The following is a 17,861-nucleotide window of genomic DNA, read 5'->3' on the forward strand; positions in this document are numbered from 1 at the left end:
TAACGAAGGCGGTCGCTCCTCGCACGGGCCCCAGGCTCACTTGCCGCAGAAGTGCGCGACGGCGCGGGCCAGCACGGCCTCGCAGCGAATCAGGTCCTCGATGGGGACATGCTCGCCCGTCTGGTGGGCCACGCGGATGTCGCCGGGGCCGAACACCACTGCCTCCGCGCCCAGCTCCGTCATCTGCGGCGCCTCCGTGCCGAAGGGCACCGTGGTGGACGCATTGCCGCTGGCCTCGGCCAGGAAGCGCACCACCTCCGCGTCCGCTCGCGTGTTCACACCCCGGTCCGTGCGCAGCACGCGGATGCGCGCCTCGTACGCGGGCTCGTCGCGCACCAGCTCCTGGCGGATGGACTCCAGCAGCTCGGACACGCGCTCGGTGGGCTGCCCTGGAATCGGCCGCCACTCCACCGTGAAGCGGCACGAGCCCGGCAGGATGTTCTTCGCCTTGCCACCCTGGATGACACCCACGTTCACCGTGGTGAAGGGCGGCTGGAAGCCCTCGTCGAGCTCCTCGCGCAACACCGTGGTGGCCAGTTGCTCCAGTCGGTTGAGGAAGCGGCCCGCGCGGAAGATGGCCGACGCGCCCGTGTCCGGATACGCGCTGTGCCCTTCCTTGCCGAGCACCTCCACCTCCGCCAGGCAGTAGCCCTTGTTCGCGCGCACCGGCGTGAGCTTCGTGGGCTCTCCGACGATGGCGTGTCGCGCACGGCCCAGCCCCGCGGCCACCAGCTTCTTCGCGCCAATGAGGCCAATCTCCTCGTCCGCGGTGAGCACCACCATCAGCGGCGCGGAGAGCTTCTCGGCCCGCTCGGCGGCGTGCAGCGCGCACGCGATGAAGCCCTTCGTGTCACAGGCGCCGCGCGCGTAGAGCTTGCCGTCCTTCTCCGTCAGCTTCAGCGCGTCCGTCCACGCCGCGTCATACGGCACGCAGTCGGAGTGCCCCACCAGCGCGAGCGCCGCCCGGCCCGTACCGCCCTTCACCGCGACCAGGTTCACCTTCTCCACGCCCGCGTCGTCCGTGTAGCGCTGACGCTCCGCGCTGAACCCGGCCTTCTCCAGCCGCGCCTGCGCGTAGTCGATGAGCGGGGCGTTGGGGCGCGCGGACGTGGTGTCCATCGCCACCAGCTCCGCCAGGGTGGCCCGCAGCGCGGGCAGCGTGTCGCTCATGAAGACTTCCTCCGTCGTGGCGTCATGCCATCGCCCAGCATCAGGCGCCAGCCCCCGTCAGCGATACAGCGAATGCGCGAGCGTCTGGAAGGCGCGTCCACTCTCCTCCGCCAGCGGATGCACGCCGTCCCGGACCACCAGCCGCCCGGCCACCGCCACCTCGCGCACCGCCGCCTTCTCCGCGCCCAGGACGATGGAGACGAGCAGCGACTCCGGCCCCGCGCCCACGAGCGACGGATGGCCCAGGTCCACCGTGAAGAAGTCCGCCAGCGCACCCGGCGTCAGCGCCCCCGTGGACAGCCCCAGACAGCGCGCGCCCTCCAAGGTGGCCATGTCCAGCAGCCGCGCGCCCAGGCCGGAGACCTGTCCACCTCCCGGGTCCAGGACCGAGCGCCGCAGCCGGGAGAGTCGCAGGTGCCCCTCGAGCTGACGGGCCTCGTCCAGCAGGTCCACGTGCGCCTGGCTGTCGGAGCCCAGGCTGATGTGCGCTCCCGCCTTCACCAGCGCGTCCGCGGGGACGATGCCGTCCCCCAGGTTGCGCTCCGTGGAGGGACACGCGCACACCGTCGCGCCAGCGGCGCCCAGCATGGACACCTCTTCGTCCGTCAGGTGCACGCCGTGCACGGCGGTGAAGCCCGCCCCCAACAGCCCCAGGTCCGACAGCAGCTCCACGGGCCGGCGGCCGTACTCCGCGAGGCTCGCTTCAATCTCCTTGGGCTGCTCGGCGACGTGCATGTGCACGGGGAAGCCTCGCGCCTTGGCGACGGCGGACAGCCAGCCCTTCGGCACCGCGCGCACGCTGTGGGGCGCGAGCCCCACGCTCACCGCCGCGTCCCCCTTCACCTCGCTCGCGAGCGACTCCGCCGACGCGAGGAACGTGTCCACGTCCGGGTCGATGAAGCGCCGCTGCCGGGGATTGGGTGCCACCTGGAAGCCCGCGCGCGCATAGCCCACGCGGAGCAGACAGATGCGCAGTCCCGCGTCCCGCGCGGCGCGGATGACGGCCTTGGCCAGCACGTTCCGGTCCGCGTACGGAGTGCCGTCCTGCTGGTGGTGGATGTAGTGGAACTCGCCCACGGTGGTGATGCCGGCGAGCGCCATCTCCACGAAGACCTGTCGGGAGGCCACGTAGACGTCGTCGGGCCCCAGGGACTCGGCGGCGCGATACATGGCCTCGCGCCAGCTCCAGAAGTCATCCGCCTCGTGCCCGGCGACCACGTACTCGGTGCGCCCGCGGATGAGCCGCTGGAACGCGTGGGAGTGGCCATTGACGAGCCCCGGCAACAACGCGCGGCCTCGCAGCCGCACGACGCTCGCCCCGGCGGGCACGGCGGTCGAATCGAGGATACGGCCATCGGCGCCCACGGCCAGGGCGCCCCCTTCGATGAGCCGGCCTCCCACGTACAGGAAGTCCGGCTGGTAGACAGTGATGTCGCTCACCCTGCCGAGCGTACGTCAGCGGACCGGGCCACGCAGCAGCCGTGACGCGGTCCGCCCGCGTCGCTGTCAGCGCCCGAACTCCGCCAGCTTCCAGCCTTCGTCGGGAGCCGGATGATTCGAGTTGTCATCCGCGCCCGGACGCCCCAGCCCCCGGTGCACGGCGGGCGCGGAGGCGTTCACCGAGCCCACATAGAACACGCCGTGGTAGCCCTCCGAGTTCACCGAGTCCCACGTATGCACGAAGTAGCGGTCACCGTTGTTCTTGCCCTTCGTCTCACGCACGCCGCAGTCCAGCCGGTCCCGCTTGCCCTGGCTGTCCACCGAGCAGATCCACGCCGTGCCGCTGTCGTACGCCATGTCCAGCGCCACCACGTCGTCCAGCTTCTCCTTCAGGAGATAGCCCATGGGCCGGTGGTCCTTGTTCCACGGCAGGCCCTTCTTCGTGCGCGAGTGGATGTTGCCCGACAGCACCACGTAGAAGCGCTTGGGCGCCGACTCCACCTGGTGGATGAGCGTGGCCGCCATCGCATCCTCACGCTGCTGCCCGTTCGCCTTCGGGTGGTCGAACACGACGACGTCCACGTCCAGTCCCTGCGAGCGCAGCTGACGCAGTTGCTCCAGCATGTTCGCCATCGCCTCACTGCCGCGCCCGTCCGGATACGGGCTGCGCCAGAACGGCGCCTCCATCAGCTTGAGCCAGTCACCCTCCTCGCCCTGGCTGTCGAGGAACGTGTCCACGCGCCCCTGGTTCTCCAGCGGAATCTCCAATCCCACCGTCACCGGCGTTCCCGCCACCGTCACCTGGCAGGACGTCTGGGCCACGAAGCGCGGCACCTCCTGCGTGCCGTGCAGCTCCCCCAGCATCATCACCGTGCCGGGCCTGGCCTGCTTGCCCAGGCCGATGATGGGCAGGCCGCACTCGATGGCCATCTGCGACGGCGCTTCCTTGGCCTTGGGTGCCTTGGCCACCTGCACCGGCTTGGGCGCGTTCTCTTCCTTCGCCAGCTTCGGCGCCACCTCCCGGAACACCCGCCACTCCATCAAGAGGTCACGCTGCGCCTGCCCCGACTCGGCGAAGAAGGCGTTCTCACCACGCGGCTCCGCGATGACCTCCTCCCAGTCCTCGGTGCTGGTCAGCACCGAGCTCTCTCCGTCCGTGGCCCCCATGTCACCGTCCCCGCCCTTGAGCCCCACGCCACGCCCGACGCCCCAGTCGAGCTGCACCGCCGGGTTCTGCAGCGCCTTGTTCCGGCTCTTGGTGATGCGGAAGATTTGAAGCTTGCTCGTCGTGGGCGTCTCGCGCCGGCCGACGACCATGTAGCGGTGGAAGAAGCCCGCGACCTTCGAGCCTCCGAATTCCTGCCGCCACTCCGTCTCCAGCACCCGGCTGCCCTTGTCCTCGCGGAAGGGCAGCTCGTTGCGGGTGAAGAACTCCCGGACCTCCGGCCACATCTCGTCCAGTGGACGGTCGTAGATGGCCTCCCGGTCCGGAATCTCCAGGTCACTGCGGTGGGCCGCGCACCCCAGCCCCACCCACGTCGACAGCAACAACACCGCGTAAAGAACCGAGCGCATCCACCCTCCCGACATCACGTTCCAGAGCGGGAAACGCGAGCGGGAGGGCGGACATATCGCCCGCAACTACCTCGACGACGCGACCTTCCCCGCCTCAGGCGTGAAGGGGTTCTTGCTGCCCTCCTTGCCAGGGCCGCTGTCACCCACGCGGATGGCCGGCGCGGAGGCATTCACCGCGCCCACGTAGAACACGCCGTGGTAGCCCTCCGCGTTCGCCGAGTCCCACGTGTGCACGAAGTAGCGCTCGCCGTTGTTCTTGCCCTTCGCGTCGCGCACGCCGCAGTCCAGGCGATCTCGCACGCCCTTGCTGTCCACCGAGCAGATCCACGCCGTGCCGCTGTCGTACGCCATGTCCAGCGCCACCACGTCGTCCAGCTTCTCCTTCAAGAGATAGCCCATGGGCCGGTGGTCCTTGTTCCACGGCAGGCCCTTCTTCGTGCGCGAGTGGATGTTGCCCGACAGCACCACGTGGAAGCGCTTGGGTCCCGCCTCCACCTGGAGCGCCACCGTGGCCGCCATCGAGTCCTCACGCTGCTGCCCGTTCGCCTTCGGGTGGTCGAACACGAAGACATCCACGTCCAGGCCCTGCGAGCGCAGCTGGCGCAGGTGCTCCAGCATGTTCGCCACGGCCGCGCTGCCGCGCCCATCCGGGTACGGGCTGCGCCAGAACGGCGCCTCCATCAGCTTGAGCCAGTCGTCCTCGCCGCCCGGGCTATCCAGGAACGTGTCCACGCGGCCCTGGTTCTCCAGCGGCAGCTCCAGTCCCACCGTCACCGGCAGCCCCGCGACCACCGCCTGACACGCCATCTGCGCCACGAAGCGCGGCACCTCCTGCGTGCCGTGCATCTCGCCCAGCAGCATCACCGTGCCGGGCTTCGCCTTCTTGCCCAGGCCGATGATGGGCAGGCCGCACTCCACCGCCATCTGCGACGGCGCCTCCTTCGCGTTGGGGGCCTTGGCCACCTGCACCTGCTTGGGCGCGTTCTCTTCCTTCGACAGGAGCGGCGCCACCTCGCGGAACACCCGCCACTCCATCACCATGTCGCGCTGGCCCTGCGCGGACTCGGCGAAGAAGGCGTTCTCCCCACGAGGCTCCGCCAGCCGGTCCTCGAAGTCCTCCGAGCTCAGGCCGGGCGTCTCCGAGTCGGCCCCGCCGTTCAGGTTGCGGTTGACCCCCCAGTCGATCTGCACGGCCGGGTTCTGCAGCGTCTTGTTCCGGCTCTTGGTGATGCGGAAGATTTGAAGCTTGCTCGTCGTGGGCGTCTCGCGCCGGCCCACCACCAGGTAGCGGTGGAAGAAGCCGGAGATCTTCGAGCCTCCGAACTCCTGCCGCCACTCCGTCTCCAGCACCCGGCTGCCCTTGTCCTCGCGGAAGGGCAGCTCGTTGCGGGTGAAGAATCCCTGGACCTCCGGCCACATCTCCTCGAGCGGCCGGTCGTAGATGGCCTCCCGGTCCGGGTAGTCCAGATCACTGCGATGGGCCGCGCAGCCCATGACGAACAAACCTGCCAGCACCGCGACGACGGCGGACCGCACCATGCTGCCTCCCGGAAGTCCTTGTCCGGGAGCCTAGAACGGCGGCACACGTCTGGCATATCGCCCGGGGGAAGTCCGCCCCAGGTGCGGGCCCCGGGTCAGGCCTGGACCTCGGAGCCCTCGTGCAGCGGGGCGCGCTCCTTCTCCCAGGGGCGGGTCCGGACGGCCTCGCGGATCCACAGGATGTGACGGCGCTCGTCCTCGCGGTGTCGCTCGATGAGCAGGCGCACATCGGGACTCCAGTCGAAGCGCAGGGCCACGTCGTAGGAGCGGTTCGAGTACTCCTCGTTGCCGAGCATCGCCACCAGCGCGGCCTCGGTACCCATCAGGCTGGACATCGCCGTCAGGCCCTTCATCGCCGCGCCCTTCAAGTCGGGCCTCAGGTCCAGCGGCGCGCCTCCGAAGTGGTGGATGAAGCCGTTGAGCTCCCGGACATGGCGCACGTGGTCGGCACGGAACTCGGCGAGCCGCTCACGCACCAGCGGCTCCGGGATGCGCGCGAGCGCCGCGTCATAGGCGCCCACCGCGTCCGCGTCGAGCTGCGCAAGGCTGCGCAGGCGTGCCACCTCGGACTTCTCGGCCATGTCGACATCCTCCAAGCCTAGGGACCGCAGGCAATGTGAGAAGCCTCTTCCCACGAGCCAACCCGTCCCCCAGTGCCTCGGCCCGGCCGCTCCGACACCGGGCAGGCGGCCTGGAGGTGGGTTCAGGAGCGGGGATGCGCGGGACGCAGCGGCAGCGAGCCCTCACCGCGGGCGCCCCGACGCTCGGCGCGGCGGTGCTTGAGCACGATGAGCTCGCCGACCAGGGCGCTCAGCAGAATCAGCGCGTTGGTCACCACGAAGACCCAGTTGCCCACCAGCACGCTGTAGGTGGTGAAGCCCACGGAGGCGGTGATCTGCCCCAGGAAGAGCCACTGCGAGACGCCCTCACTGGAGCCGGTCTTCCACTGCTTGTGGATCTGCGTCCCCAACGTCAGCAACAAGATGAAGGAACTGAACCACCCCACCGCCTCGATGCCCATGCAGCGCCTCCCGCGTACAGATGCGCATGTGCGGGCACGGCGACAGCTGCGCATTCCTCGGACGCTCACGGAGACCCCGCTGTCCAGGCGACATGGCCGGGGCTTGTCGGGTCGTCCGCTCGGACGCAGGTGACGCGGGCGCTCGACGCGGGATGGCGCGGTCGACATTGCGATGGGCTTCCTGGATGCCGACCGTTGAGTCGTGAACCGCGCACGCACACGACTCCAGACCTACCGCCGCAAGCGGGACTTCCGCCGCACCCCCGAGCCCGCTCCGGAGGCGCCGGCCTCCTCGGACGGCGCGCCGGTCTTCGTGGTGCACAAGCACGATGCCACCAGCCTCCACTACGACTTGCGCCTGCAGGTCGATGGCGCGCTGGCGAGCTGGGCCGTGCCCAAGGGGCCCAGCTATGCCCCGGGTGACAAGCGGCTCGCGGTGGAGACCGAGGACCATCCCCTCGCGTACGCCGACTTCGAGGGACACATCCCCGACGATGCCTACGGCGGTGGGGACTCCCTGCTCTGGGACCGGGGCACGTTCGACACGGTCCCTCCGGGACAGGCCCACGCGCAGCGCGAGCACGGGCGGCTCCACGTCGAGCTGCAGGGCGAGAAGCTGCGGGGGCGCTGGCACCTCATCCGCACCCGGCTCCAGGGGAGCGCGAAGAAGCCGCAGTGGCTGCTCTTCAAGGCGAAGGACGAGACGGCGGACCCCTCGCTCGACATCACCACGGAGCGGCCCGAGTCGGTGAAGAGCGGACAGGTCCAGACGCGGGGCCCGGTGAAGCGGGGCGCGAGGAAGCGGCCCGCGTCGCGCGCGCGGGAGGTCGCGACCACGTCCACGAAGCAGCGCAAGCCTCGTGCGCTGGCGACACCTCGCACGCCGGCGAAGCTGCTGGAGCGATTGGGCGCGCCCATGCTGGCGCGCCTGTCGGTGCCGGAGGAGGTCACCGACGCGACGCACGTCTACGAGGTGAAGTACGACGGCTTCCGGGCGCTGGCGGCGCTCGTGGGCGGCAAGCTCGCGCTGCGGAGCCGGCGGGGCAATGACCTGTCGAAGCGCTTCCCCGCGCTCGCCGAGGCCCTGCGCGGGCTGCGCGTGAAGGACGTGGTGCTGGACGGCGAAATCGTCGCGCTGGATGCGAAGGGCCGCTCGCGCTTCCAGTTGCTCCAGCAGGGCTTGGAGGGCGTGGAGCAGCGCTTCGTGGTGTTCGACGTCCCGTGGCTCGACGGTGAGGACCTGCGCGGCCTGCCGCTGGAGGAGCGACGGGCGCGGCTGGAGCGGGTGATGAAGCACGCGCGGCTCCCGCTTCAGCTCTCGGAGCGCATCGAGCTTCCGATGAAGCGCGCGCTGGACCAGGCGCGCAGGAAGGGCTGGGAGGGGCTCATCGCGAAGCGGCGAGGCTCCACGTACGTGGACACGCGCTCGGGCGACTGGCTCAAGCTCAAGGTGGTGGCGGGACAGGAGGTGGTCATCCTCGGGTACCTGCCCATCCAGAACGAGCGCTCCAAGACGGAGCTCGGCGCGCTGCTCGTCGGGGTGCATCGCGAGGACGGCTTCCACGACGTGGGCAAGGTCGGCACGGGCTTCACGTCGAAGGACCGGCGCGAGCTGCGGCGGCTGCTCGACGAGGACGTGGTGCGCAAGCCCGCGGCCGTGGACGCGAAGCCGCGCAAGGGCGCGGTGTGGGTGAAGCCCCGGCACGTGGCGCAGGTGAACTTCAGCGAGTGGACCGAGGACGGCCGGCTGCGCCAACCCGTGTACCAGGGGCTGCGCATCGACAAGGCTCCGACGGAGGTGGTCCGTGAGCGTCCCGCGCCTGCCTCGCGAGGGGCACGGAAGACCTCGGATGAGACCTCCACGGCGGCTGGCACAAGACAGCGCCGCGCCACCGCGCCCGTGCGTGGCGTTTCGCGGCGCACGGCCTCCGCTGGCGGCTCACGACAACGTCACTCGACGGGCTCGCTCAGAGCACCGCGCGCCCAGGCCGCGCGCACCTCTCCTCCCTCGTCGCGCGACGGGCACGCCACGCTGACGCACGGGGACCGCGTGCTCTTCCCGGAGGCCGGCCTGACGAAGGCGGATGTCTTCGAGTACTACCGAGAGGTCGCGCCCTTGATGGTCCCCGTCCTCGAGGACCGCCCCATCTCCGTGCAGCAGTGGCCCGCGGGAATCCAGGCGCCGGGCTTCTTCCGACACGAGCTGTCGGGCATCCCCGCGTGGGTGCCCACCCAGCGCGTGCGCCACCTGGACAAGACGCTGCGCCACGTGAACGTGAACGGCGAGGAGCCCCTGCTGTGGCTCGCCAACCAATCCGCGCTCACGCTCCACATGTGGCTGAGCCGCGCGCCCAGGCTCTCGCAGCCCGACTTCCTGGCCATGGACCTGGACCCGGGCAAGGGCGGCTGGTCCGACGTGGTGACGGTGGCGCTCGCGCTGCGCGGACTGCTCGAGGAGCAGGGCCTCGACAGCTACCCCAAGACCTCCGGCAAGCGCGGCCTGCACGTCATGATTCCCCTGGCCCCCGGACACACGTACGCGAAGGTCCAGGCGCACGCGGACGCGCTGGCCCATGCACTGGAAGCGCGGCTGGGTGAGCTGGCCACCACGGTGCGCGGCATCCGCGCGCGCAAGGGCCGGCTCTACCTGGACGCGGGACAGAACGCGCGCGGCAAGACGGTCGTCGCGCCCTACTCCCTCCGGGCCAAGGAGGGCGCGCCCTTCTCCGCGCCCCTGAAGTGGAGCGAGGTCACCCGACGCCTCGACCCCGCGCGCTTCAACCTCCGCACGCTCGAGAAGCGCCTGGACAAGGTGGGAGACCTGTTCGCTCCCGCGTTGAAGCATCCGCAGCGGCTGCCGGACTGACACGCCCGGCCGCTCGCCGCTCCCCTTCGCGACACACCGTGCATGACGTCGGGGCGGGTGTTATGGGGCGACGCCACCATGGACTCCGCTGTCGCCTCCGGCCCCGTGAAGCCCGCGAGCCGTCTGAAGGTCGCCCTCGCCTACTGCACCTGCTTCCTGCTCTGGGGCTCCACCTGGTCCGTGGTGAAGGTGGGCCTGGAGGACCTGCCCCCCTTGCGCTTCCTCGGCACGCGCATGCTGGTGGCGGGGCTCGTCCTGCTGCCCTTCGCCCGCGCCGCGGGACAGGTGGACCCGCGCACCGGAGGACGCATCGCCGCGCTGGGCATGCTCCAGCTCGCGGCGCCCTTCACCCTGCTCTTCTTCGCGCAGCAGTGGATTCCGTCCAGCTGGGCCGCGCTCCTGTTCTCCACCTTCCCCGTGTGGCTGCTGTTCGTCGGCCGCATCCTCCTGCCGGACCAACCCCTCACCCCCGGCAAGCTCCTGGCCGCGGGCCTGGGCGTGGCGGGCGTGGTGCTGCTCCAGTCCTCCGACATCCAGGGGATGGCGCTGTCCGGCAAGATGCTGCTGGGCGTGGGGATGACGCTCTTGTCCGTGGTCCTCATCGCCGTGGCCAACGTGCTCGTCCGTCGCCACATGGCGCACGTGCCTCCGCGCGTGCTCGTCTTCGGACAGGCGCTCAGCAGCGCCGCGCCCCTGCTCGCGCTCTCGTTCCTGCTGGAGTCGAACGCCGCCGTGACGTGGACGCCGCGCGCCGTGGGAGCGGTGCTCTACCTGGCCATCTTCGGCACCGCGTTCACCTACCTGTGCCTCTACTGGCTCCTGCCGCGCATCTCCCTCACCGCGCTGGGCATCATGGCGCTGCTCGACACGCTGGTGGCGGTGGTGCTGGGCGTCGCGTTCCTCGGCGAGCCGCTCACGCTGTCGCTCGTCGTGGGCGGCTCGCTCATCCTCGGGAGCGCGGCCCTGGCCAACGCGCTGCCCCAGCAGTCCCCGCCCCGGCCCGACGAACAGGCCCGGGGCTGAGGGCACTCGCTCACCGCGGCGCGTTCAGCGCACGGTGCTCCTGAATCCACGCGCGCGCCTCGTCGAGCGTGTCCACGTAGCGCACGTCCAGCGGACGCCCACCGGTGAGCATGGAGCCCACCATCAGGCTCTTGGTGGTGGCCTTCTGCTCCAGCGCCGCGCCCACGTAGACGATGCCCAGGAACCAGTCCGCCTTCGCGTGCTCCACCAAGTAGCGGCGCGACTCCGGGCTCAGCTGCGAGTCGGCGATGTCCGCCGCCAGGTAGAAGCGCCCCTCGGCGGACAGCGACTGGTACAGGCCACAGGACCAGCGCGACGTGTCCTCGGTGATGGCGCCCCGGAAGCGCGCCCACAGGATGTCCGGCGCTTCCAACCACGCACGCTGCGCGCCGTGGCTCCACTCCTGCTCCCAATCCCTTGCCATGCGACTCCCGCGAAGAGGCCGGGCCCAGGATAGGACCGACGGCCTCCGCTTCCCACTGGCCCGCCGCTAGAAGCGCAGCGGCAGCGAGAACGCCGTCCCGTTCTGCGTGCCCGTCCGGAAGCTGCGCGGCGCGCCGATGACCAGCGTGGGCGGCGTAGTCTGGCTACCCGGCGTCAGCGCGACATCCTGACCAATCTGGCTTCGCTCGGAGCCATCCCCGGCGACGAGCAGGAAGGGCGACAGCGCGCCCTGCATGCCGGGGCCACCCGCGTAGATGAACACGGCGCCGCCGCCATCCGAGGCCTCGGAGGCGCCCGGCGCGCCCACGACGAGGTCCGGCACCTTGTCGCCCGACAGGTCCACGTTGCCCGCCAGCGACGTGCCGAAGCCCACCGCGCGCGACTTGTGCACCAGGACGATGGGGCTGAGCCCGTCACCGAAGAGGCCCACCACGCCCGAGGCCACGTGCTCGGGCTTGGCCATCTCCGCCCGGAGCGTGGCGATGTCGACGAGCAGCACCACCGGCTGGGTGGTGCCGTTGAAGGGCACGGACGTGGCGCTGATGGCCAGGAAGTCGCGCGCGTCTCCACCACCGCCCGCGTTGCCCAGGACCTTGCCCGCGCGAGCGATGGCGAGCCCCAGGCCCTGGTTGTTGAGCTGCACCTCGCTGTCCGCGGCGATGCGCCACACCGTGGCCGTGGTGCGCGAGCACTTCGCGCCGTAGCCCAGGAGGATGGCCACGCCCGAGCGGGCGCCCTCCGCGTAGCGCCACGCCAGGTCGTCACACGTGTCGCCGTCGATGTCGCCCAGCGACGTGAGCGCGCTGGTCTGCAGCGCCATGGAGGGCCAGGTGTAGACGGGGTCGCAGACCATGGTGAGCTTGCTCAGCCCGGTGTCGTCGGGCGCGCGGCCCAGGAACACCTCCATGCCGCGGTCTCGCAGCACGCCCACGTCCTGGAACCCGTCGTTGTTGAAGTCGAAGCCGCCCACCAGCCCACGCCCCAGCGCCGAGCGCTTGCACTTCGCGTCCGTCTCCGGCGTGCAGCCGGCAATCTGCAGCGGCGCCCACATGCGGTACGCGGGCTTGTAGCTGCCGTCCGCCTGCCCGAGCGACACCAGCACGCCGCCCACGGACTGGCTGCCCGTGGTGAGGCACTCGGCGCGCGTCGTGTGGTACTGCGCCGCGTGCTCCGCGCTGGTGCTCGCCGGGACGATGAGGCCCGTGGCGCCCACCACCAGGTCCGGGCGGCCATCCTTGTTGAAGTCGGTGAAGGCCACGTCCGCGCCCACCGAGCGGCCCGCCGTATGCGGGGACGGCGCGCCCTCCGCGGCCACCGTCGCATCCCCCGTACGCGCCACCGGCCGCACGTACGCGCGGCCAATGGAGAGCGCGTCACCATCTCCATTGGCGCCCGCGCCGGACCACCCCGGCGCGCCCAGGAGCGCCAGCGCGCCCGAGGCGCCCGTCGTCACCGCCACCTGCTCGCCCACGCGCTCCACGCTGGGCCGCGCGGGGACATAGGAATGCGTGCGCGCCCACTCCGTCAGCGACGCGCCACCCCGGCGGAACAGCTCCACGCGGCCGGTGTACGCGCCCGCCTCCGACGACGCGCGTCCTGCGAAGGCCGCCAGCGAGTCCCCCTCCGGCAGCTTCCACACCGCCAGGCCCGCGCCCAGCGTGTCGGACCGGGCCGTGCCGTTGAGCGACAGCAGCGGCTTGTTGATGACCGCGCCCTTCGTCAGCGTGGCCAGCGGGTACGCCAGCACCTTGCCACCGAAGCGCAGCGCGGTGGCGCCCGTGCCGGGCTGTGCGTAGGGGGCGCCCAGGAGCAGCTCCGGCCCCGGCACGCCGTCCACGTCGAGCACCGCGAAGCTGCGCCCCGCGACGATGCCGCCCGACTCGCCGTAGATGCGCGCGAAGGCCTCCTCGCGCTTCACCTGCGGCGGCGTGGCCGCGGGGTCACCCGTGGGCGCGTGGGTGCTCAGGTCGAACAGCAGCGCGCCACCCGCGTCGCTGGCCGCGCGGTTGCCGCCGCTGGCGCTCAGGTCCGGCGAGTCCGCGCGGTCCGCCACCGCCATCAGCAGCGGCGGGCGCGTGTCATCACCGGGGATGGCGCCCAGCCGCCACGTGCCCTCGTTCGAGTCCGCGAGGTTGGCGGGCAGCACGTACACGTCCGGGGTCGCCCGGAAGCGGATGCCCTCCGAGCGCGCGAAGAAGACGGAGATGGCCACCTGCGTGCCGGAGACCGCGCCCTCCGCGTTGTAGCGAGACACCTTGCTCAGCGCGGCGAGGTCCAGCCGCCCGTCCTTGTTGAAGTCCGCCGTCACCAGCGCGCGGCCCATGTCCGAGCCCGTGCGCGCCATGGGCGCTCCGTCCTTCGTCAGGTCCGAGCCCCCCAGGCGAATCGAGGGCAGGTCCGGCACCGGGGCGCTCGCCGAGGAGAGGTAGATGTCCACGGTGCCACGCGCGCGGATGGCGTTGGTGGGCGCCAGGTCTCCGACGGGCGAGCCCACCACCAGGTCCACCTTGCCGTCCCCATCCATGTCCGCCACGGCCATGCCCGCGCCGAAGGCCGCGTCGCGCAGCAGCCCCGCCAGTTGCAGGCGCAGCGGCGCCGGGGCTCCGCCCTTGAAGGTGTAGAGGTACACCGCGCCCGCGTTGCTCACCGCCACGTCCGCGCCCGGCGAGGACACCACCAGCTCCGCGCGCCCGTCGCCGTCCAAATCACCCGCGGCCAGCGCGTCACCGAACTGCGCCGTGTCCGTGTCGCCCGTCAGCACCCACAAGGGCTGCGGGTCCAACCCGCCGTTGCCGCCCTTGTAGATGAAGACGGCGCCGCCGGTGGGCCGGCCCAGGTCACTCTCACGCTGGCCCACGGCGAGGTCCAGCACGCCGTCGCCGTCGAAGTCCGCCGTCACCATCGTGGCCGCGTCGGTGAGCCGTCCGTGCGCCAGGCCCGGCCGCGTCAGCTCGTCCAGCACCACCACCGTGACGGACGCCTTGTCACCGGTGAACGGGTCGGAGGCCTCCAGCAGCGCCGCGCCCGTGTCGCCCGAGAGGAAGCCGATGCGCCCGGCCGCGAGCGTCCCCGGCCCGGACACCTTGCTCCACACCACCCTGTCACTGCCGCCCCGCGTGAACAGCGGCACGGACGAGCCCGAGGGCACCGCCAGGTACGCGGGCGCGCCGGCCAGCCGCGCCGTCCTGCTCACGGTGTACTGCAGCTCCACCTCGTCGCCCGTCTGCGAGTCGCGCACGGAGACCAGGTCCAGGCCCTCGTTCGCGCCCGCGGTGTAGCGGCCCTCCGGCGTCAGCGTGGCGCCAGAGCGGTTCTGCTTCAGGCTGTAGGTGGCCGTGCCCAGCAGGCCCTGCGTCGCCACCTGGAAGGACACGCCCGGGCGCACGTCCGCGCGCCCGGGCGCGATGTCGAACGCGGCGATGACGTCCACCGTGGCGCGCGCGTCACCGGGACAGCGCGCGTCCTCCACCACCAGCGTGTCGCTGCCCGGCGTGTGCCCCGCGATGAAGCGGTTGCCGCGCAGCTCACCCGACGAGCCTCCGTCCTGCAGCGTGTAGCGGTACTGGCCGCTGCCGCCGGTGGCCACCAGCGCCACGGGGGCCCCCACGCGCACCCGCGAGGGCTCGGCGCGGAGGCTCACGGGCGACAGCCCCGTGCACCGGTCCACCTCCGGAGGCGGCTCGTTCTCACGTGCGGGGTCCAGGTCGTCGGAGCAGGCCGTCACGAGGAGCGCGAGCAGGGGAGCCGCGCGAGGAAATCGAATCATGGGGGTGCCTCGGGGGTAAGGCGGGACGACTAGGGCTTCGCGCCGGACGCGGCCCAGCGCTGGATGAGGGAGATGAGCTGCGGGTCCAGCGGCCCGTCGGCGGGCATGCGCTGGTCTCTCACCGCGGCCGTAATCAGCGCCGCGTTCTCCTTCCACAGCTCGTACGTGTTGAGCGCCCGGCCGGGGCCGGTGATGTGGCACTTCTCGCAGCGCGACACGTGGATGGGCTGGATGTCCGTCGCCCAGCTCAGCACCGCGGTGCTCACCGGCTGGTAGTCGAAGGGCACCAGCCGCTTCGCCTCGGTGCCATCCAGGAAGCGCGCCACCACGCCCAGGGCCAGACGGCCGGCAGGCAGGCCCGCGAACGAGTACGCCTTGGGCGTGCCGTCGTCCTCGGTGCCCCCCAGGCTGTACACGGGGCCCTCGCCCTGCGCGCGGAACTCCGCGCCGCCGAGCTGGAAGACGACCTCCTCCGGGTCCACGCCCGCGGGCATCACCGCGCGCACCACCAGGCCGTCCTCCACCACCTGCATGCCCTGGTGCAGCCCCGTCACGCGCGGCGCGGGGGACTTGCTCACCGCCACCGTCTCGCCGCCCAGCTGCACCCACGCGCAGCCGCTCTCGTCCGCGGACAGGAAGCGGAACTCGCGCGTGTCGATGCCCTGCGCCAGGCCCCACTCGTTCGCGTCCGCGTCGTAGAGCAGCAGCGCGTCGCTCGACTTCACCCACAAAAAGCGCCCCGACGCGAGCAGCTGCGCGGGCCGCTGCGGCAGCGTCACCCGACGCCAGCCCTCCTTCGGGCGGCGCAGGAGGCCCTGGTTCGTGAGCAGCCACAGCTCACCGGCCGTGCCCAGCCCCGGCCCCAGGCCGGCGAGCGACTGCACCTCTTCACCCTCCGCCAGCGGCGCGCCCTCCTCGCGCACGTCGAAGTGCACCAGGCTGGTGGCCACGGCGACGTGCAGCTTGCCGCCGCGCAAGAACCACACGCCCGCGGAGCCCTCGGCCGTCGGCGCCGCCGCCAGCGCGGTGATTCCGGTGAGCGCCTCGCCCTTCACCTTCAGGGCGGACAGCGTGCCGTCGCGCAGCTGGAACAATCCGGTGGGATGCGCCAGCCACACCGCGCCGTCCGAGGACTGCGTCGTGGCGCTGATGCCCAGCCCCAGCGCGTCACGCCACGGCGGGGAGATGAGCCAGCCCGACTCGGCGAGGAACAGGCCGTTCTGCGCCTCGACGAGCGCGCTGTGCGGCCCCATCCGGAACACGGCGTTCACCGTGCCCGGCTGGGCGCTGTTGCCCGGGTGGGGCTCCAGCGCGCCGAGCGAGCCGTCCAGCCGCAGGCGCACCACCTTGCCGCTGGTGTTGGCGAAGATGCCGCCACCGGACTGGTCCGCGAAGCCCGGGGCGGACGCCAACGCCGTCTTCGCCCGGACCTCGGTGGGCCGGAACGAGACGGGCCGGGGCCTGTCCAGCGGGAGTGAGTCTTCGCCGCACGCGGTGAGGAGGACGGCGGCGCAGAGGGGGAGGAGGCGAAGGAGGCCGGGGGCGGAGGACCGCCCCTGGGCCAGGTCCCGGGGGGCTCGGGGATGGGTGCGCATGCGGCTTTCAGGCGAGGATGGGACGGAGGGGCTCCACACGGGTGATGCTGTAGTCCAGGCCCGCCGAGGCCAGCACCGTGGCGATGACGTGCTCGGGCAGGATGTTCTCGCCGTTGGGGTTGGCGGCGCCGGTGCGCAAGTCGAACGTGCCCGGGGCCATGCCGATGTCGCCGCTCTTGCCGAAGACGTAGTTGTGCTTCACGCCGGCGCCCATGACCATGCACGAGTTCGAGATGTGGTGGTCGCGGCCGCCGGAGCTGTTGATGAGCGGCGTGCGGGAGAACTCGGAGAACACCATGATGGTGGTGTGGTCCATGAACGTCCCGCCCGAGGGGTGCTGGGACGCGCGCAGGTCATCCACCAGGCTGGCCAGCGCGTCGAAGCCGCGGCGCTGGTTGCTCGCGTGGGTGAGCTGGGTGCCGAAGTGCGTGTCCAGGCCGCCGGTGAGGTTGATGGTGACGCACTGGGCGATGCCCTTCTTGAGCGCGGTGCCCACCATGGCGGCGCGGCCCGCCTCGTTGTCGTAGCGGCCGCTCTGGTCCAGGCCGTAGCGCTGGCGCACCGCGGCCATGTCGTCGTTGTTCAGCTCGAAGCGGAACGACGACTCCAGCTGCTGCGTCATCACCTGCTGCATCTGGTCGCGGCTGTTCTGGTACGTGGTGCCCACGCCGCGCGCGCCGTAGGCGGCCTGCTCGCAGTTGATGGGCTGGCCCCGGAAGTCCACCAGCTGCTTCTCGATTTCGCTGTCCAGCAGCTGCGAGCTGGGCTTGAGCGTGAGCAGCAGGTCGTCCTTGCGGCTGACGCGCAGCGCGTTGGCGTAGCCGGGGTAGCGGTCGTTGTACGACTCCACGTTGAACGCGATGTTGGAGATGGGCACGCGGGGCTTCATCTGCCCCACGATTTCCGTCGCGGTGGAGGAGCCGCGCGCCGCGCTGCCGATGGGCATCTTCCCGGTGAGGAAGTAGCGGTAGCCCACCTCGTGGCCCAGCGTGTTCATGTTGATGCCGCGCACCACCGTCATCAAATCGTAGTGGTCCGCCAGCCGCCCCACCGCCGGCCCGAAGTCGATGTTCGAGCGGCCCTTGCCGGCGATGTCCGGGCGCAGGGGGATGGAGGAGAAGCGCGAGTCGTTGATGAGGTTGTAGCCGGGGAGGATGCGCGTCTCCGCGGCGCGGTCCGCGGTGAACTCCTCCGGGTCCTTCGGGTCGAAGGCGAGCAGCTGGTCCCAGCCGCCGTTGAAGTACACGAAGACGAAGCAGCGGTCCGCCGGGGCCAGCGCGGCGGCCTGGGCGAAGGAGCGGAAGGGCAGTCCGCCCAGCAGGGTGGAGCCCATGAAGCCGGCGGCGGCCTTGAGGAAGGTGCGGCGCTCGGGACGGTGGTTCTCGTCGAGGCGATTCTTCTTCATCGAAGTCACTCCGCGCT

General features: G+C 71.3%; 12 protein-coding genes. 2 read left to right on the top strand and 10 right to left on the bottom strand.

Annotated features, from left to right (window positions below):
- Positions 1–36: 36 nt before the first annotated feature.
- From argE to VZQ01_RS13680, 6 genes are all read right to left on the bottom strand, one after another.
- A complete protein-coding gene (argE, locus tag VZQ01_RS13655; RefSeq protein ID WP_223746102.1) occupies positions 37–1,170 on the bottom strand; it encodes an acetylornithine deacetylase in 1,134 nt (377 codons plus the stop codon).
- 57 nt (positions 1,171–1,227) lie between these two features.
- Positions 1,228–2,610, bottom strand: a complete 1,383-nt coding sequence (gene hutF / locus VZQ01_RS13660; RefSeq protein ID WP_223783488.1) for a formimidoylglutamate deiminase — start codon at positions 2,608–2,610, stop codon at positions 1,228–1,230.
- Positions 2,611–2,676: 66 nt separating this feature from the next.
- A complete protein-coding gene (locus tag VZQ01_RS13665; RefSeq protein ID WP_426748037.1) occupies positions 2,677–4,185 on the bottom strand; it encodes a TraB/GumN family protein in 1,509 nt (502 codons plus the stop codon).
- Positions 4,186–4,251: 66 nt separating this feature from the next.
- Positions 4,252–5,721: a hypothetical protein gene (locus VZQ01_RS13670; RefSeq protein WP_426748963.1), complete on the bottom strand. Its 1,470-nt coding sequence runs from the start codon at positions 5,719–5,721 to the stop codon at positions 4,252–4,254.
- A 98-nt stretch (positions 5,722–5,819) separates the two neighbouring features.
- Positions 5,820–6,305, bottom strand: coding sequence for a ferritin-like domain-containing protein (locus tag VZQ01_RS13675; RefSeq protein ID WP_141323361.1), 486 nt, complete (start codon positions 6,303–6,305; stop codon positions 5,820–5,822).
- A 122-nt stretch (positions 6,306–6,427) separates the two neighbouring features.
- A complete protein-coding gene (locus VZQ01_RS13680) occupies positions 6,428–6,745 on the bottom strand; it encodes a PQ-loop domain-containing transporter (RefSeq protein WP_141323359.1) in 318 nt (105 codons plus the stop codon).
- Between the two features lie 202 nt (positions 6,746–6,947).
- Here VZQ01_RS13680 and ligD point away from each other — a divergent pair, with 202 nt between their 5' ends.
- Both ligD and VZQ01_RS13690 read left to right on the top strand, forming a co-directional pair.
- Positions 6,948–9,611: a DNA ligase D gene (gene ligD / locus VZQ01_RS13685; protein ID WP_426748038.1), complete on the top strand. Its 2,664-nt coding sequence runs from the start codon at positions 6,948–6,950 to the stop codon at positions 9,609–9,611.
- Positions 9,612–9,689: 78 nt separating this feature from the next.
- Entirely contained in the window at positions 9,690–10,634 is a 945-nt protein-coding gene (locus VZQ01_RS13690) for a DMT family transporter (RefSeq protein ID WP_426748039.1), read from the top strand.
- A 10-nt stretch (positions 10,635–10,644) separates the two neighbouring features.
- Here the strand turns inward: VZQ01_RS13690 and VZQ01_RS13695 are convergent, their stop codons facing one another.
- The 4 genes from VZQ01_RS13695 to VZQ01_RS13710 form a co-directional block, all read right to left on the bottom strand.
- Positions 10,645–11,058, bottom strand: coding sequence for a hypothetical protein (locus VZQ01_RS13695; RefSeq protein WP_426748040.1), 414 nt, complete (start codon positions 11,056–11,058; stop codon positions 10,645–10,647).
- A gap of 66 nt (positions 11,059–11,124) precedes the next feature.
- Complete coding sequence (locus VZQ01_RS13700) at positions 11,125–14,844, bottom strand: FG-GAP-like repeat-containing protein (RefSeq protein ID WP_426748041.1); 3,720 nt, start codon at positions 14,842–14,844, stop codon at positions 11,125–11,127.
- A 29-nt stretch (positions 14,845–14,873) separates the two neighbouring features.
- The gene (locus VZQ01_RS13705; protein WP_426748042.1) at positions 14,874–16,439 is read right to left on the bottom strand and encodes a hypothetical protein; all 1,566 of its coding nucleotides are present in this window, start codon (positions 16,437–16,439) and stop codon (positions 14,874–14,876) included.
- Between the two features lie 7 nt (positions 16,440–16,446).
- Complete coding sequence (locus tag VZQ01_RS13710; RefSeq protein ID WP_223746095.1) at positions 16,447–17,844, bottom strand: DUF1501 domain-containing protein; 1,398 nt, start codon at positions 17,842–17,844, stop codon at positions 16,447–16,449.
- Positions 17,845–17,861 lie beyond the last annotated feature (17 nt).

The sequence above is a fragment of the Myxococcus faecalis genome (assembly GCF_050039385.1).
GTDB lineage: Bacteria > Myxococcota > Myxococcia > Myxococcales > Myxococcaceae > Myxococcus > Myxococcus fulvus.

What these genes read in the sequence shown, in the direction of transcription:
- VZQ01_RS13665 (WP_426748037.1), bottom strand. Translation starts at nt 4,185, where the DNA reads ATGCGCTCGGTTCTTTACGCGGTGTTGTTGCTGTCGACGTGGGTGGGG.
- VZQ01_RS13695 (WP_426748040.1), bottom strand. Translation starts at nt 11,058, where the DNA reads ATGGCAAGGGATTGGGAGCAGGAGTGGAGCCACGGCGCGCAGCGTGCG.
- VZQ01_RS13690 (WP_426748039.1), top strand. Translation starts at nt 9,690, where the DNA reads ATGGACTCCGCTGTCGCCTCCGGCCCCGTGAAGCCCGCGAGCCGTCTG.
- VZQ01_RS13710 (WP_223746095.1), bottom strand. Translation starts at nt 17,844, where the DNA reads ATGAAGAAGAATCGCCTCGACGAGAACCACCGTCCCGAGCGCCGCACC.
- argE (WP_223746102.1), bottom strand. Translation starts at nt 1,170, where the DNA reads ATGAGCGACACGCTGCCCGCGCTGCGGGCCACCCTGGCGGAGCTGGTG.
- VZQ01_RS13680 (WP_141323359.1), bottom strand. Translation starts at nt 6,745, where the DNA reads ATGGGCATCGAGGCGGTGGGGTGGTTCAGTTCCTTCATCTTGTTGCTG.
- VZQ01_RS13700 (WP_426748041.1), bottom strand. Translation starts at nt 14,844, where the DNA reads ATGATTCGATTTCCTCGCGCGGCTCCCCTGCTCGCGCTCCTCGTGACG.
- VZQ01_RS13705 (WP_426748042.1), bottom strand. Translation starts at nt 16,439, where the DNA reads ATGCGCACCCATCCCCGAGCCCCCCGGGACCTGGCCCAGGGGCGGTCC.
- VZQ01_RS13675 (WP_141323361.1), bottom strand. Translation starts at nt 6,305, where the DNA reads ATGGCCGAGAAGTCCGAGGTGGCACGCCTGCGCAGCCTTGCGCAGCTC.